The following is a 15,913-nucleotide window of genomic DNA, read 5'->3' as shown; positions in this document are numbered from 1 at the left end:
TGTCAAGCCGCCCCTTGAGACGGAAACAACTGCTGCACGAGTCCCGCCTTATGAGTTTTTATTAGTTCGATTGCTTTATATTCGACGAAAATCTGCACATCTAAGGAGGAAAGGCAAGTAGCAATGCAGAGCTGCTCCTCTTCTTGAGGGAAAACGAACTCTATTCCCTCCAGAACCTTATTAGAGCTATGCTTAACGGTAGTCCCGGTTGCAGTTCCTACTATAACCTTGCGGTAAGAGTCGCTTAGCAGAAATTGCTTTAGAAAACTCTTATTAACCCGCGCTGATATTGGTTCAATCTTCACCACTCGCTGATTGAGTAGCAGGTTGCCGTCCGCCTCAGTCACTTCTATCGGCTGACCTAAAAGTGCGCAAGTAGGAGTTAAATCTGTCAGAAGCACAAGTAAATCACCTGGGCGACACTGGTATTTTTCTGACACTTCCTCTGTTGTATATTTCGAGATCGAACTCTCAAAATTTCCGAAACCCGTCTTTGTAAAGTTCTTTGGGGTCACCAACTTCTGGCCTGAGTCCGAGAAGAAACTGCTTGAGAATGCAAATCCAGACTGCAGTTGCACAAGCTCTCCTAATGGCTTGGCTTGCCACTCTGGCGCACCACGGAACTCGGGAAAGCGGATACGGGGAAGGGTTTCACCTTCGCGGGGGAAGAGCTGCTGCATCAGGCCGCGCTTGTAAGTCTTTAATGCCTCGACTTTTCGCTCCTGCGCTGTAATCAGCTCGTCCAGAGAGGTGAGGCAGTCGGCGATTTTTTGTTGTTCTGCGACCGATGTTGTGCCCGCCGGAACGGGAATGGGCAGCGCCAGCAAGTCGCCATCACTGACACTCAACGAACCATGCGCCCGAGCCCCAACCTGAATGAACTTGCGCAGCCAACGCCCGTGCAGGTTGTCTGAGAATTGATAGTTCAGAAACCGCGTATTTGGCGACGCGCCGTTGATCCGAAAGCAAGTGAATATACTGTTCGGAACCGCAGCCAGCTCCGTACCCGAGTACAGAGTGAGAAAACCTTCAGGAAATTCCTTGGTAGCGCTCTTGTTGTAAGCAAAATCGTTTGGCTTCAAGAGCAAGTAGCTTTTGTATGAGTCGCCAGCGATTACACGGCCAAACTTGTCCTCTTGACTTACAAGCCCCACGCCGGATGTGATGCTCATCGGCACGCAAATGTTATTGCCAACTTTTTCTGTGCTAATCGTCGCAACAGCCCCAAGCTTTACTGTCGTCCAGTCTCCCTCGTGTTGAAACTCCGGAAACCGCAACCGAGGTACCATCGCTTTATTGCCCGCCTTCACCATTGATCAATCCTCATACGCCTGGAGGCCTGAGATATCCCGGCCGCCGGCTCGCTTCTTCAGCATCGGTGCCAGCTCGCTCATCAAGGCCAATTCCTTCTGCGTACGCGCCTTCCAACCCAGTTCCAGCGGGGCGAGCAATTCGGTTAGCTGTTCGCCGTCGAAGATGCGGCGCTCCAGTACCTCATCCATAAAACTTTGTAGTGCTGCAGTGGGCAGTCCGTGCTTGGCCGCTAGCTCGGTCAGTTCGCGGGAGGCTTTTACCGCCTTGAATTGCTGGTAGCCCATGCGAATGGCGCGTTCGTCCAGGCCCTCGCCGGCCTTGAGGCTCATCACGTATTCGGTGATGTCATCGCGCTCGTCGATGAATTTGGCGTCGCTCGCGATCAGGCTGGCCAGCTGTTCGCGGCTCATGGTGGCTTTGCCAGGCTTCTTGGTGGAGAAGTCGGCGATCAGTCTCATGATGTAGTCGTAATCGATGGTGGCGGAAGCGAAGAGCACGAACTCGAAATCGAGCTGCTCCAGTTCCTCGCGCTTGGCATCGCCAGGCTTGGCTCGCTCGTCGCGCAGGCGTCTGGCCGTCTCCAGGTACTGGCCACGGAAGGCGTTGAGTTCGTCCGGCGGCAGGATGGCCTGGATAGAGGCTTCCTGCTCGGGGGTAAGGTCGGTGTACTGGTCGAGCTGGGTTTGCAGCTTCTGCACCTTCTTGAAGGCTTCGACAAAGCCGATCCGGGCTTCGTCGCCCTTGAGCGTGGCAATCTCCTCGGGTTTGCCTGAAAGCCCGTATGCCTCCATGAAGCTGTGCAGGCCGAGTGCGGCTTCTTGGAGCTTTTCGATAACCGCAGGGGCTTTGTCCACCAACCAGATTGTGCGCGCCTCATCGGCCTTCGCGCCGGAGAAAAGCGCGATGGCAGCGTCCACCGCGTCTTGCTGCCCACGGAAGTCGAGGATATGGCCAAAGGGCTTGGTATCATTCAGCACGCGGTTGGTACGGCTGAAGGCCTGAATAAGGCCGTGGTGTTTGAGATTCTTGTCGACGTAAAGCGTGTTGAGGTACTTGCTGTCGAAGCCGGTGAGCAGCATGTCGACGACGATGGTGATGTCGATCTTGTGTTGCGGGGCCCTGGGGTTGGCTTTGCGCAGGTCGGCATCCGGCCATTGCTGATCCTTGATGCGCTGCTGCACGTCCTGGTAGTAGAGGTCGAATTCCTCAATGCGGTGGTTCGTATCGAAGCGGGCGTTATAGCGGGCAATGATCGCTTGCAGCGCCGCCTTCTTGGCGTCCGTCTCCTGCTGGTTGTCTTCCAGCTCGGTGGGCAGGTCTTCCTGCAACTGACGTACATCGGCGCTCACGTCGCCCGGCGGAGAGAACACGGCGGCGATATTTAGCGGCACAAACTCGGGGTTGGCCTGCAGTTTCTCGGCCTGAGCCTCTTCAAATAGTGCGTGATAGGCGATGGCATCATTGATGGAAGCTGTGGCCAGAATCGCGTTGAACTTGCGCCCCCCCGTAGCGGCATCGTGCTTGGCGAGGATGGCGTCAACGACGGCGCGCTTGGCCAGGGTTTCACCGGGTTTGGGTGGGTTCTTCCCGTCGGGTTTGTAGTAGTCGACGTGGAACTTCAAAACATTGCGATCGTCGATGGCATCGCTAATGGTGTATTCGTGCAGACATTGCTGGAACAAATCCTGCGTGGTCTTTAGCGTCTTCTCTTCGCCACTGATCTGCTTAATGCTGGCATTGGCCTCGAAGATTGGCGTGCCGGTAAAGCCAAAAAGCTGGGCCTTGGGGAAGAACGTCTTAATGGCCTGATGGTTATCGCCGAATTGCGAACGGTGGCATTCGTCAAAGATGAAGACGATACGCTTATCGCGCAGCGCTTCGAGCTGCTCGGCATAAGTTGCAAGTCCACGCTTCTCGCGGCTTTTGTTGCGTCTGCTGCCCTCGTCCAGTGCCAGGCCAAGCTTCTGAATGGTGCAGACGATAACCTTGTCGGCCGCATCGTCCGACAGCATACGACGGACGAGCTCGCTGGTGTTGGTGTTGCTTTCGACGCAGCCTTCTTGGAAACGGTTGAATTCCTCGCGGGTTTGCCGGTCGAGGTCTTTGCGATCGACCACGAACAGGCACTTTTCGATGTTCGGATTGGCCTTGAGCAGGGTGGAGGCCTTGAAGCTGGTGAGCGTCTTGCCGCTGCCGGTGGTGTGCCAGATATAGCCGTTGCCACTGTTTTCTTCGATGCACTTGACAATGTTTTTGACGGCATAGATCTGGTAGGGCCGCATCATGAGCAATTTCTGCTCGCTGGCGACCAGCACCATGTAACGGCTGATCATCTGGCCGAGCGTGCACTTGGGCAGGAAGACATCGGCAAAATCATCCAGCCCGGTGATCCTGGTGTTATCCAGCGCAGCAAACTGGTAAATGGGTAGGAAGCGCTCATCGGCGTTGAAACTGAAGTGCCGAGAGTTGTTGTTGGCGAAGTAGTAGGTTGAAACGCGGTTGCTGACGATAAACACCTGCATGAAGCACAACAGCGTGCGGGTGAAGCCGTTACCAGGGTCGTTCTTGTACTCGACGATCTGCTCGATGGCGCGGCGCGGGTTGATGCCCAGCGTCTTTAGTTCGATCTGCACGACCGGCACACCGTTGATGAGCAGGATGACGTCAAAACGGTGGTGGCTGTTGTCGGTGTTGATCCGCAGCTGGTTTACAACCTCGAAACTGTTCTTGCACCAGTCTTCGATGTTGACGAGGGTGTAGTTCAGCGGCGTGCCATCTTCGCGGATGAAGCTATTGCGTGTACGCAGCGTTTGCGCGGCGGTGAACACGTCGGGTGTAACAATCTCTTCCAGCAGGCGCGCAAACTCCTCATCGGTGAGGTTGACGCGGTTGAGCTGCTGGAACTTTTCGCGAAAGTTGGCTTCGAGCCCGGCGCGGTCGCGAATCTCGGGGCGATAGCTGTACTTGAGGTCGCCGAGCTTGGCGAGCAGGTCCTGCTCGATCTGGTGTTCGGTGATGGTCATGAATCAGTCCTGCCGTCATAGAGGCTTCGATGTGGCGGATAGGCGGCTACCTGTGGCGAATCAGAGCCACATCAAGCATTCGTCTTGGGCTCCCCGCCTGGGTGGTTCAGACTCAAGTCATGATTGCGCGCGTACTCCAGCACCAAAATCTCGACCATCGATGCCACCGAGCGGCGTTCGCGATCAGCCGCCATACGCAAAAGCTGCTTGATCTCAGCGGAGGTGCGGATCGAAAGGGTTTCGTCCTTAAGGCGTGACATGGCAGGGCCTCGTCAAAAAAGTCACGTAAATGTACTGCCTTTGCATTTAACTTAACAGCACAAATACATAGCTTCGATGAAGTTGCACCCGGCTTGAGTCAAATGGTCACAACCCAACATTGCGATCCATTCGGTCTGGTGTGCTGGAAGCTTTGGCTAGCGCCCCGAAGACACCGCCAGTGATGCTTCTTCAGCGAAAGGAGCCAATGCCGCCCGCATCCATTTGGGCATTCTGCAGGCAAGCAGCGTGGTCAATTCGTCCGGGCTCAGGGTATCGGCTATTTTGGAAAGCGCGTGGGGACACGCCCCATCTTTACCGAGGTAGTAAAGCGCCGTGAGCGCCAGGCCTACCTTGTTCCCGGCATGCTGCAAGCGATCACTGGAAACATGATTGAGACGAACCACAGCATTGCCAGCCTTGATTTCTCGGGTTCTGCCGCTGGTGTAGTAGACCGGCACCACCTGCATCTGAGTGCTGAGCCCCAACCTGCGCACGGCCTCAGCTCCATGTATCTGAATCGTCTCTCCATTCGCCTTGGAAAGGACATTCATGATTGCTAGCGGACTAGGCTTTACCAGCTGGCTGGTGTACTCGCTTAGCTTGGGGCGCATATAGACACCGCGGGCTACACGCTCCAGGCAACCTAACTGCACTAGCCTGGAGAGCGCTTTATCGACCGCTGCACGCGACCCCAACTCTGCGAAGACGTTGCGCACGAATGACCTGCCCCCCCGATTTCAGTACCACGTCAAACTTAGTAGAGTCCGTTTTCCGAGCAGGAGACGGCAGTGAAAAAGCGTTTTACCGAAGAGCAGATTCTCGACTTCCTCAAGCAGGCGGAGGCCGGTGTGCCGGTGAAGGAACTGTGTCGCCGACACGGCTTCAGTGATGCCTCGTTCTACACCTGGCGGGCCAAGTTTGGCGGTATGACCGTGGCGGACGCCAAACGGTTGAAGGATCTTGAACTGGAAAACAGCCGATTGAAGAAGTTGCTCGCCGAGGCCCACCTCGACATCGAGTCGCTGAAAGTGGTCGCCCGGGGAAAAGGGTAAGCCCGACAGCACGGCGGGAGGCGGTGCAGGAGATGCAGGCGCGAACCGGCATCTCCGAGCGTCGTGCCTGTCAGTTGATCGGGCTGTCCCGCTCGGTGTTGCGCTACCAGCCGCGAGCCAGTGTGCAAAACACCGAGCTGCAAGCCCAACTGGTGGAACTGGCCCAAGAGCGCCGGCGCTTTGGCTATCGCCGCCTGCACATCCTGCTGCGGCGTGCTGGCGTGCAGGTCAACCACAAGCGGATCTATCGCCTGTACCGCGCTGCCGGCTTGATGGTGAAACGGCGGCGCCGCCGCCATGGCGTCGCGGTGGAGCGCGAACGTCTGAGTTTGCCGAGCGCACCAAACCAGGTCTGGTCGATGGACTTCGTCTTCGATGCACTGAGCACCGGGCGGCGGATCAAATGCCTGACGGTGGTCGATGACTTCACCAAGGAGTCGGTCGGCATCCTGGTGGAGCACGGTATCAGCGGCTTTCGTGTCACACGGGCGCTGGACGAGATGGCGCGGTTTCGCGGCTACCCGAAAGCGATCCGCACCGACCAGGGGCCCGAGTTCACCGGCAAGGCACTCGATCAATGGGCCTATCAGCGCGACATCAAGCTCAGCCTGGTAAGCCCACGCAGAATGCCTTCATCGAGTCGTTCAACGGTAAGTTCCGGGACGAATGCCTCAATGAGCACTGGTTCTGTTCGCTGGCCGAAGCGAGAATCCGCATTGCGGCCTGGCGGCGGGATTACAACGAACACCGACCGCACAGCGCGATTGGCAATCTCACCCCGGCAGAATTTGCTGCAAGTTGGCGAACTCGCCAGCAGCAACTGAAGCAGGAAAAATTAATATCAACCCCAGGGCCTACTAACTAGGCAGCGGTACTAAAACTGGGGGCAGGTCAACGATGACCGGCAGGACATGCTGTATGCCAGTCGCATCGACCACGAAGGATCTGAACTCTTGGTGGGACGACTCAAGGACTGTTGGCATGGATCACTCCCCCAAACCTTGAACGGGGGACGATAGCTTTTGTAGAGCACCCTCTCGAAAGCCATGAAAACACCACGCCCTCTGAACGGCGAAGTGTGATGAGTCGGTGTATTTAATGACATCGAAGAGGTTGAGTGGAGTGAGCATAACGTGAACTCTGGTTAGTGACTCAACCAGAATGATGAGGACGCCCCTGGCGCCGCAACTCAACTCAATGCAGTTACTACCACCCAGCAGAGCGGCGACCCAAGATTTCTGCCCAGGTCAGCACAAAGCAATTCGCATTTACGTAGGCTGCACTAATTATGCGCAAGCCGGATCAGATGGTCAGCGAGAGGACAACCGCTGTCGTCACCACTGTCAGGCGAAACTGCCCATGAGGCCTGTCGCTCCTGGCCGGCCCTGATGCGACCTGAGCGACATGATTCCTACGCTATGACTTTGTGCTTATGCGGTTTGGGAAAACGTGTACTTCTCTGGGGTAACTCCTGCAGGGGGGAGAGCAGACCAACAGGCCATGGAGTCGAGAATTAACCTCCAAACCGCAGGGAACTAGAGTTTTTCGATGATTTCTAGGGACTCACTTAGGGATAACTAATCGCAAAAGCCGCATTTGTTCCAGGAACAGCCATTGGTCACCGGGAGGATCAGCGAATGCGCCTCGCTCGGGGGCCGGAACACCGGTTCGATGTAGTGGATAGGGAATTCACGGACACTCATCGGAGAACTCCTGAACGAACGTGGAGCCGCCGGCGGATTCGCCGGAAATGGGCAGCCGACGTCCCGCCGGCGGATCGATGGGCGACGAGTATATCCCTGCCGGCAAAGAGTGCGCGGGGCGCAGTGACTGCGTCCCGGCACCACAGGCATCAGGCGCTGGGAGCGTCGCCTTCGCGCTTGCGCTTGTTGCCCATGCGCACGCCGATATCCATCAGGAAGTGGAAGAAACCTTCCTGGTCTTCCAGCACCTCGCGCCAGAACGGCGAGTGGTACAGCGCCACGGCGCCATGCACCAACGCCCAGGCAGCGCAATAATGGAAGTACGGCGGAACGTTCTCCAGCTTGCCGTCGGCGATACGCTCCTTGATCAGCTGGGTCAGGCGTTCGAAGTTGGAGGCGCGGATCTTGTGCAGCTCCTCGACCATCTCCGGCACCTGGCTGGTCTTCACCACCTTCTCTTCCAGGCGGTCGAACAGGCGGTAGCGCTGCGGATCGCGCATGCGGAACTCGAAGTAGGCGCGCGACAGGGCTTCCTTGTCGCGGGCTACGTCTTCGGAATGGAACAGGGCGGCGAGATCGCGCTCGTAGTCCAGCATCAGGCGCAGGTAGATCTCCGCCTTGGACTTGAAGTGCTTGTAGATCGTGCCTTTGCCGATGCCGACGGCATCCGCGATCATCTCGACCGTTACGCTGTCTTCCCCCTGTTCGAGGAACAGCTTGAGGGCGGTATCGAGAATCTCCTGTTCACGGCGACGAAATTCACGAACTTTGCGAGGCTCTTTCTGCATAAAAAGACTGTCAGGTCAAAATGAGTCAAAAATCGAAGCCGCGTATTATGCCTATTCAGCACGAAAATGCACGGAACATCCGACGATGAATTGTTACCAGGACGAATTCGACCAGACCAACGGTCTGCGCTACCTCAACCACGCAGCGGTCGCACCCTGGCCTAGACGCGCCGCCGACGCGGTGAGCGCCTTCGCCCGGGAGAACGTCGCCCACGGCGCCAGCGACTATCCGGAATGGCTGAAGATAGAACATCGCCTGCGCGAGCGCCTTGCCCGACTGCTCAATGCGCGCGCCGGCAGCGACCTCGCCCTGGTCAAGAACACCTCCGAGGCGCTTTCCTTCGTAGCCTTCGGCCTGGATTGGCGAGAGGGCGACCAGGTCGTCATCGGCAACGAGGAGTTCCCCTCCAATAGAGTGGTCTGGGAAGCCTTGCGCCCGCGCGGCGTCGAAGTGGTCGAGGTCGGTCTCGCCGGCGACGATCCCGAGAGCGCCCTGCTCGCCGCCTGCGGCCCGCGCACCCGCCTGCTGTCGATCAGCGCGGTGCAGTACGCCAGCGGCCTGCGCCTTGACCTGGAGCGCATCGGCGCGGGATGTCGCCGCCGCGGGGTGCTGTTCTGCATCGACGCGATCCAGCAGCTCGGCGCCCTGCCCTTCGACGTACAGGCCTACGATTGTGCCTTCGCCATGGCCGATGGGCACAAGTGGATGCTCGGCCCCGAAGGGCTGGGCGTCTTCTATTGCCATCCCGAGCAGCGCGAGCGCCTGGCGCTGCACGAATATGGCTGGCACATGCTGGAACATGCCCTCGATTACGAGCGTCGCGACTGGCGGCCGGCGCGCAGCGCCCGGCGCTTCGAATGCGGCAGCCCGAACATGCTCGGCGCGATGGCCCTGGAGGCCAGCCTGGGGCTGTTGGAGGAGGTCGGCATGGAGCGGGTCGGCAGAGACATCGCCGAGCGCGTCCAGTGGCTACAGGACGGTCTGTCGGGAATTCCCGGGGTACGCCTGCACAGCCCGCGGAACCCGAGCCGACGCGCGGGCATCCTGACCTTCAGCCTGGACGGCCAGGACAATCGGACACTCTTCGAAACGCTTCGCCAGGAACGGGTCATTTGCGCCCAGCGTGGCGGAGGTATCCGTTTTTCCCCGCACTTCTACACGAGTTCGACGGTGATCGACGATACCCTGGCGATCTTGCGCCAGGTCGCAGGCACCTAGGTACTCAAGGACGGCAAGGGTATTCCAAATCTGTTTAAAAAACCGCCAGCCCTGTCTGGACGCCCCACGAACATGACCAATACTGAAAGGTACTGGCGCGCGGTATCTCCCCCCAAGTACCCAGCCAGTGAAGGTACCGAGGAATGCGTACCTTTGTTCCACTCCTAATGGTCTTGACCCGGATTCATCCCCCAGAACCCGGGTTTTTTTTATCCGTGCGCCGGCCTAGCGGGCCAACGGAAACAGCCGATGGAAATTGGCGGTAGTCTGCTCCGCCAGGGTTTCCAGGCCGACGCCACGCAACGTCGCGAGGAATTCGGCGACATCGCGCACGTATTCCGGCAGGTTCGGCTTGCCGCGATGGGGAATCGGCGCCAGGTAGGGCGAGTCGGTCTCCACCAACAGCCGGTCGGCCGGTACCTGGCGAGCCACCTCGCGCAGGGCATCGGCATTGCGGAAGGTGACGATGCCGGACAGGGAAATGTAGAAGCCCAGGTCCAGCGCCGATCGCGCCATTTCCCAGTCCTCGGTGAAGCAATGCAGCACGCCGGCCTGCGGCAACGCAGCCTCGCGCAGCAGCGCCAGCGTGTCGGCGCGCGCCTCGCGGGTGTGCACGATCACTGGCTTGGCGGTGATCCGCGCGGCTTCCAGGTGCAGGCGAAACGCCTCCTGTTGCAACTCGGCGGCTTCCGGTTCGTAGTGGTAGTCGAGGCCGGTCTCGCCGATCGCCACCACCCGCGGATGCGCCAGTTCGCCCAGCAGCCAGTCCAGCGCTGGCGCGCTTCCGGGCTCCAGGTCCAGCGGGTGCACGCCCACCGAACAGTGCACGTCGGCATAGCGCTCGGCCAGGGCCTTCACCGCCTGGGCATTGTCGGCGCTGACGCCGATGCAGAGGAATTGACCGACGCCACGCGCTCGCGCGGCATCCAGCGCCGCATCGAGCGAGCCGCCATGGGCGGCCAGGTCGAGGCGATCGAGGTGGCAGTGGGAATCGACCAGCATGATCCTGTCTAGCGTTACATCGTGTGGGTCGGCCGGTCCGACTTCAGCGCCCCGGCCAGGTAGGTTTCGATCTTGTTGCGGGCGGTGTTGTCACCGTCGTTGAACTGCACGCCGATGCCCGCCGCACGGTTGCCCTGGGCGCCCTTCGGGGTGATCCAGACGACCTTGCCGGCCACCGGGATCTTCTCCGGCTCTTCCATCAGGTTGAGCAGCATGAAGACTTCGTCGCCGAGCTTGTAGTTCTTGTTGGTGGGAATGAACAGCCCGCCGTTCCTGATGAACGGCATGTAGGCGGCGTACAGCACGGACTTGTCCTTGATGGTCAAGGACAGGATGCCGTTACGCGGCCCCAGATTGGGTGGCAAACTCATGCAGGTTCCTGCCAGTCGAATATCAGCGGGATTCTAGCCCGGCCCGGGCAGGCTTGCCCACTGCACCAGCAGGGCTTCGAGAAGCAGGACACGGTTGAGGTTGGCCTTGTTCAACACTTTCTGCCGCTGTTGCAGCAGCCAGTCCTGCATGGCCAGCACCTTGGCCTGCCCGGATTTGTCGCCCAGGTACTGGATCACCTTGCGCATGTCGGCCAACCCCAGCCCCTCCTCGTCGTGGGTCAACTGGTAGCGCAGGATGCCCAGCGTCCAGTCGCAGAACCAGTCGAAGAGCAATGGCAACGGCACGCTGTTCCAGCTTTCGGCCAGTGGGCTGGCGGCGATCTGCTGCTTGAGCAGCTTCTTCACCCCCTCGACCACCTGCGCGCGCTGCTCGCGCACGCCCTGGCCGTGCAGGCGCTGGGCGGTGAGCGGCGAGCCGCCGGAAAGCGCCAACAGTTCCTCCAGGGCCTCGGCCGGCTCGTCGGGCAGGGCCCGCGCCAGCCATTCCAGACTCGCCGCCGCGCCCGGCAAAGGGCAGGCCTGCTGCACGCAGCGGCTCTTGATGGTCGGCAACAGGCGGCTGGGCTGGTGGCTGATCAGCAGCAGCACGGTATCGCCCGAGGGCTCTTCGAGGCTTTTCAACAGGGCGTTGGCGGCGTTCACGTTCATCGCCTCGGCGGGCTCGAGCAACACGACCTTGCGCCCGCCCAGTTGCGCGGTCTGCACCACGAAGCCAACCAGGTCGCGGACCTGGTCGACCCGGATCGGTTTCTCCGCTTCCTCCGGCTCCAGCACGAAGTAGTCCGGATGGGTACCGGCGGCCAGCAACTGGCAGGCCTTGCACTCGCCGCATGCGCCAGCGGCGGCGGGCCGCTGGCAGAGCAGCTGGGCGGCCCAATGCTCGGCCAGGGCACGCTTGCCGATCCCGGCGGGACCGTAGAGCAGATAGGCGTGGGCGTGCTGGGCGCGGCCGCCCAGTTGGCTCCAGAGCGCCTGCTGCCAGGGATAGATATCAGCCATTCAGACGCTCCAGCAGATTCGGCAGCAGCCGATCCAGGCCAGCCTGCACCTCGGCCAGCGGCAACCCGGCGTCGAGCACCTGGTAACGCTCCGGGGCCTGCGCAGCGCGCTGCAGGTAGGTCTGACGCACGGCCTCGAAGAAGCGTCGGTCCTCCTGCTCGAAACGGTCGAGCCGGCCACGCGCCGCCGCCCGCGCCAGGCCGATTTCCACCGGCAGGTCGAAGACCAGCGTGAGGTCGGGCCGCAGGTCGCCCTGGACGAAGCTTTCCAGCGCGGCGATGCGCGCCTCCGGCAAGCCGCGCCCGCCGCCCTGGTAGGCATAGGTGGCATCGGTGAAGCGATCGCAGAGCACCACGGCCCCGCGCGCCAGTGCCGGACGGATGACCCCGGCGATATGCTGGGCCCGCGCGGCGAACATCAGCAACAGCTCGGTATCGGCGGCCATCGGCTCGTCGCTGGGCGCCAGCAGCAGTTCACGGATGCGCTCGGCGAGAGGCGTGCCGCCAGGCTCGCGGGTCAACTGCACCTCGATGCCGCGCTCGCGCAGACGCTCGGCCAGGTAGTCGCGGTTGGTGCTCTTGCCGGCCCCTTCCGGGCCCTCCAGGGTGACGAACAGGCCGGTCACACGGCACTCCTTATCTTGGCTGCGCCGCTCATTGTGGCGGCGGGGTGATGGGCGCGGGGCTGGAGCGATAGTCCGAGCGACGCTTCAACTGGTACTCGCGGACCGCCTTGTTGTGTTCGTCCAGGCTGCTGGAGAACACGTGGCTGCCATCGCCGCGCGCCACGAAATACAGGGTCTCGCCCTCGGCCGGATGCAGCGCGGCGCGAATCGCCTCGCGCCCGGCCAGGGCGATCGGAGTCGGCGGCATACCCGGCACCACATAGGTATTGTAAGGGGTCGGTTCGCGCAGGTCGGCGCGGGTGATCTTGCCGTTGTAGCGCTCGCCCATGCCATAGATCACCGTCGGATCGGTCTGCAACAGCATGCCGCGCTGCAGGCGGCGGACGAAGACGCCGGCGATCTGCGAACGCTCTTCCGGCACGCCGGTTTCCTTTTCCACCAGCGAGGCCATGATCAGCGCCTGGTAGGCGTCGCGATAAGGCAGGTCCTGGCTGCGGCCATCCCATTCCTTGGCGAGGATGGTCTGCATGCGCTGGTAGGCCTTGCGCAGTATGTCGATGTCGCGCATGCCACGGGTGTAGCGGTAGGTATCGGGGAAGAAGCGCCCTTCGGCCACTTCGTCGGGCTTGCCGAGGCGTTGCATGATCTCGCCGTCGCTCAGGCCGGCCAGGGTCTGCTCCAGCTTGCCCTGCCTGGCGAGCGCTTCGCGCACCTGGCGGAAACTCCAGCCCTCGACCAGGGTCAGGCTGTACTGCACCACCTCGCCTTCACGCCAGAGTTCCAGCAGGTCGGCGCCCTTCATCCCCGGCAAGAGGCGGTATTCGCCGCTGTGCAGGGCCTGGCCCGGCAGGTTGAAACGCCAGTAGAGGCGCAGCCAGAACGCGCCATGGAGCACCTTTTCCTGCTCCAGACGCGCGAGCATGCCGCCCGGCGTGGAGCCCGAGGAAACGTCCAGCAGGCGCTCCTCGGTCAATTGCAGGGGCTGCTCCAGCGCCCGCTGCTGCTGCCATGCAGCCAGGCCGACGCAGAGGCCAACGAACAACAGGCCACTCTCCAGCAGCACCAGCAGTTTGCGCATCAAAGTCAGAAATCCAGGTCGTCGCGAAGTTGGTCTTGCAGTTTACGGGTCAGCTCGCCGACCGGCCAGACGTGCTCGTCCAATGCCCGGACCGGCCAGATGCCGAACTGGCTGTTGCACAGAAAGACCTCGTCGGCCGTCGCCAGTTCAGCCATGGAAACATCCCGTATCGCCAGCGGGACGCCGATTCCTTCGGCGCGCTCGAGCAATTCCGCGCGCATCACTCCCGCGACGCCGCAGCGCCGCAGGTCAGGCGCCACGAGGGTGCCGTCGAGAACCAGCAGCAGGTTGCTGAACACGCCCTCCACTACCCGCTCGTGCACGTCCAGCATGAGCCCTTCGGCATGCCCGGCGTCGCTCCACTCGGCACGGGCGAGGACCTGCTCCAGGCGATTGAGGTGCTTGAGGCCGGCCAGCAGGGGCTGCTCGGCCAGGCGCGTGCGGCAGGCGAACAGGCGCACACCTTGCTGCCAGTGGCGCTCGGGATAGGCCGGACGCGGCGATCCGGAGAGGATTCGCCGCGGCGAGGCCTCGGCAGGCGGCGCGTAGCCACGCAAACCCTCGCCGCGGGTGACGATCAGCTTGGCGACACCGTCGCCCAGCGCCGCGCAGAACGCCAGCAACTCCTGGCGCAACGCCGCGGCGTCGAGAGGGATCGCCAGGCGCCGACACCCCTCTTCCAGGCGCGCCAGGTGGCGCTCCAGGAGACGCGGCGTGCCGGCGCGCACCGCCAGGGTCTCGAACAGCCCGTCGCCATAGGCCAGTCCGCGATCGCGCACGGACAGCTCGGCGGCGGGCCGGCCGTCGACCCAGTCCAGCATCAGTCGGCGAACCTGCGGAACACCAGGGTGCCGTTGGTCCCGCCGAAACCGAACGAGTTCGACAGGGCCACGTCGATCTTGCGCGGCTTGGCTTCGTGGGCCACCAGGTCGAGGTCGCAACCTTCGTCCGGGTTGTCCAGGTTGATGGTCGGCGGGGCGACCTGGTCGCGCAGGGCCAGCACGCTGAAGATCGCCTCCACCGCACCGGCGGCACCCAACAGGTGGCCGGTCATCGACTTGGTCGAACTCATCGACAGCGCATGGGCATGCTCGCCGAACACGCTCTTCACCGCGGCGATCTCGGCGATGTCGCCGGCCGGGGTGGAGGTGCCATGGGCGTTGATGTAATCGACCTGGCGAGGATCCAGGCCGGCATCGCGCAGCGCGTTCTTCATGCAGCGGGCGGCACCGGCGCCGTCTTCCGGCGGCGCGGTCATGTGGAAAGCGTCGCCGCTCATGCCGAAGCCAACCAGCTCGGCATAGATCCGCGCGCCGCGGGCACGGGCGTGCTCCAGTTCTTCGAGCACCAGGGCGCCGGAACCGTCGGACAGGACGAAGCCGTCGCGATCCCGGTCCCACGGACGGCTGGCACGGGTCGGCTCGTCGTTGCGAGTGGAGAGCGCGCGAGCCGCGCCGAAACCGCCCAGGCCGAGACCGCAGGCAGCCATTTCGGAACCGCCGGCGACCATCACGTCGGCCTCGCCATAGGCGATGTTGCGAGCAGCCATGCCGATGCTGTGGGTACCGGTGGTGCAGGCGGTGGTGAGGGCGTAGTTGGGCCCCTGCAGACCCAGGTGGATCGACAGGAAGCCGGAAACCATGTTGATGATCGAACCGGGCACGAAGAACGGCGAGATGCGCCGCGGCCCCTGCTCGAACAGGGATCGGCAGTTGTTCTCGATATTGGTCAGGCCGCCGATACCGGAACCCATGGATACGCCGATACGCTCACGATTGGCGTCGGTGACCTCCAGGCCGGAATCGCGAACGGCCTGGAAGCTGGCGGCGAGACCGTACTGGATGAACAGGTCGAGCTTGCGGGCTTCCTTGGCGGACAGGTATTCCTCGACATTGAAACCCTTGACCGAACCACCGAAGCGGGTGGAATAGGCGGACAGGTCCATATGCTCGATCGGGGCGATCCCGCTGCGACCGGCGAGAATACCTTCCCAACTGCTCGGGACATCCAGGCCCAACGGCGACAGCATGCCCATGCCAGTAATGACGACGCGTCTACGCGACACTACGACTTCCTCTTTCTCATTTCACGGGGTTGCGCCGACAGACTACCAGAGTAGGTAAGGCGCTAAAGAAAAGCCGCACGCCCTTACAGGCTGTGCGGCTTTTCCACGTCGGAAAATCCGACGACTACTTATTGCTGGTGAGCAACGATGTAGTCGATGGCTTCCTGAACGGTGGTGATCTTTTCAGCTTTCTCGTCAGGGATTTCGGTCTCGAATTCCTCTTCCAGAGCCATCACCAGCTCGACGGTGTCAAGGGAGTCGGCGCCCAGGTCTTCGACGAAGGAAGCGCTGTTGGTGACTTCTTCTTCCTTCACGCCGAGTTGTTCAGCGACGATCTTCTTAACGCGTTCTTCGATGGTGCTCATACCTTGTTTTCACTCCTATGGAAAATC

The 15,913-nt window shown here is 61.3% G+C and carries 14 protein-coding genes and 2 pseudogenes; 2 read left to right on the top strand and 14 right to left on the bottom strand.

Annotated features, from left to right (window positions below; all coding sequences use genetic code 11):
- Positions 1–2: 2 nt before the first annotated feature.
- The 4 genes from AT700_RS29335 to AT700_RS10050 all read right to left on the bottom strand — a co-directional run bounded on the left by AT700_RS29335 (position 3) and on the right by AT700_RS10050 (position 5,314).
- Positions 3–1,313, bottom strand: coding sequence for a restriction endonuclease subunit S (locus AT700_RS29335; protein ID WP_078801546.1), 1,311 nt, complete (start codon positions 1,311–1,313; stop codon positions 3–5).
- Between the two features lie 3 nt (positions 1,314–1,316).
- On the bottom strand, positions 1,317–4,337 hold the full coding sequence (locus AT700_RS10060; RefSeq protein ID WP_048521041.1) for a type I restriction endonuclease subunit R: 3,021 nt from the start codon (positions 4,335–4,337) through the stop codon (positions 1,317–1,319).
- Between the two features lie 71 nt (positions 4,338–4,408).
- Positions 4,409–4,597: a hypothetical protein gene (locus tag AT700_RS10055; protein WP_048521040.1), complete on the bottom strand. Its 189-nt coding sequence runs from the start codon at positions 4,595–4,597 to the stop codon at positions 4,409–4,411.
- 156 nt (positions 4,598–4,753) lie between these two features.
- A complete protein-coding gene (locus AT700_RS10050) occupies positions 4,754–5,314 on the bottom strand; it encodes a DUF6088 family protein (protein WP_048521039.1) in 561 nt (186 codons plus the stop codon).
- A 72-nt stretch (positions 5,315–5,386) separates the two neighbouring features.
- Here AT700_RS10050 and AT700_RS10040 point away from each other — a divergent pair.
- A pseudogene (locus AT700_RS10040) lies at positions 5,387–6,515 on the top strand (IS3 family transposase).
- 715 nt (positions 6,516–7,230) lie between these two features.
- On the opposite strand, the pseudogene AT700_RS29330 reads toward AT700_RS10040, so the two are convergent.
- Together AT700_RS29330 and AT700_RS10035 are read right to left on the bottom strand one after the other, a co-directional pair.
- A pseudogene (locus tag AT700_RS29330) lies at positions 7,231–7,353 on the bottom strand (radical SAM protein); the annotation flags it as partial.
- Positions 7,354–7,502: 149 nt separating this feature from the next.
- On the bottom strand, positions 7,503–8,141 hold the full coding sequence (locus AT700_RS10035) for a TetR/AcrR family transcriptional regulator (protein WP_003091114.1): 639 nt from the start codon (positions 8,139–8,141) through the stop codon (positions 7,503–7,505).
- An 85-nt stretch (positions 8,142–8,226) separates the two neighbouring features.
- Here AT700_RS10035 and AT700_RS10030 point away from each other — a divergent pair, with 85 nt between their 5' ends.
- On the top strand, positions 8,227–9,360 hold the full coding sequence (locus tag AT700_RS10030; protein ID WP_003118082.1) for an aminotransferase class V-fold PLP-dependent enzyme: 1,134 nt from the start codon (positions 8,227–8,229) through the stop codon (positions 9,358–9,360).
- Positions 9,361–9,585: 225 nt separating this feature from the next.
- Here the strand turns inward: AT700_RS10030 and AT700_RS10025 are convergent, their stop codons facing one another.
- The 8 genes from AT700_RS10025 to acpP all read right to left on the bottom strand — a co-directional run bounded on the left by AT700_RS10025 (position 9,586) and on the right by acpP (position 15,886).
- The gene (locus AT700_RS10025; protein WP_048521023.1) at positions 9,586–10,362 is read right to left on the bottom strand and encodes a TatD family hydrolase; all 777 of its coding nucleotides are present in this window, start codon (positions 10,360–10,362) and stop codon (positions 9,586–9,588) included.
- Between the two features lie 14 nt (positions 10,363–10,376).
- Positions 10,377–10,733, bottom strand: a complete 357-nt coding sequence (locus AT700_RS10020) for a PilZ domain-containing protein (protein WP_003091119.1) — start codon at positions 10,731–10,733, stop codon at positions 10,377–10,379.
- Positions 10,734–10,766: 33 nt separating this feature from the next.
- Complete coding sequence (locus AT700_RS10015; protein WP_003104126.1) at positions 10,767–11,753, bottom strand: DNA polymerase III subunit delta'; 987 nt, start codon at positions 11,751–11,753, stop codon at positions 10,767–10,769.
- Positions 11,746–12,378 (bottom strand): dTMP kinase, encoded by a 633-nt coding sequence (tmk, locus tag AT700_RS10010; protein ID WP_003122486.1) that lies wholly within the window; start codon positions 12,376–12,378, stop codon positions 11,746–11,748. Before tmk ends, AT700_RS10015 begins: the two co-directional genes overlap by 8 nt.
- Before the next feature lie 28 nt (positions 12,379–12,406).
- Positions 12,407–13,456, bottom strand: coding sequence for an endolytic transglycosylase MltG (gene mltG, locus AT700_RS10005; protein ID WP_003104128.1), 1,050 nt, complete (start codon positions 13,454–13,456; stop codon positions 12,407–12,409).
- Between the two features lie 5 nt (positions 13,457–13,461).
- On the bottom strand, positions 13,462–14,277 hold the full coding sequence (gene pabC, locus AT700_RS10000) for an aminodeoxychorismate lyase (RefSeq protein ID WP_003110198.1): 816 nt from the start codon (positions 14,275–14,277) through the stop codon (positions 13,462–13,464).
- Positions 14,277–15,521 carry a beta-ketoacyl-ACP synthase II gene (gene fabF / locus AT700_RS09995; RefSeq protein WP_003104132.1) on the bottom strand — a complete coding sequence of 415 codons (1,245 nt, stop codon included), beginning with the start codon at positions 15,519–15,521 and terminating at the stop codon, positions 14,277–14,279. Before fabF ends, pabC begins: the two co-directional genes overlap by 1 nt.
- Positions 15,522–15,649: 128 nt before the next feature.
- Entirely contained in the window at positions 15,650–15,886 is a 237-nt protein-coding gene (acpP, locus tag AT700_RS09990) for an acyl carrier protein (RefSeq protein ID WP_003091135.1), read from the bottom strand.
- Positions 15,887–15,913: the final 27 nt, after the last annotated feature.

Source organism: Pseudomonas aeruginosa, assembly GCF_001457615.1.
GTDB classification, from domain to species: domain Bacteria; phylum Pseudomonadota; class Gammaproteobacteria; order Pseudomonadales; family Pseudomonadaceae; genus Pseudomonas; species Pseudomonas aeruginosa.
The sequence above is the reverse complement of the archived record's forward strand: the minus strand, read 5'-3'. Positions and strand labels throughout refer to the sequence as shown.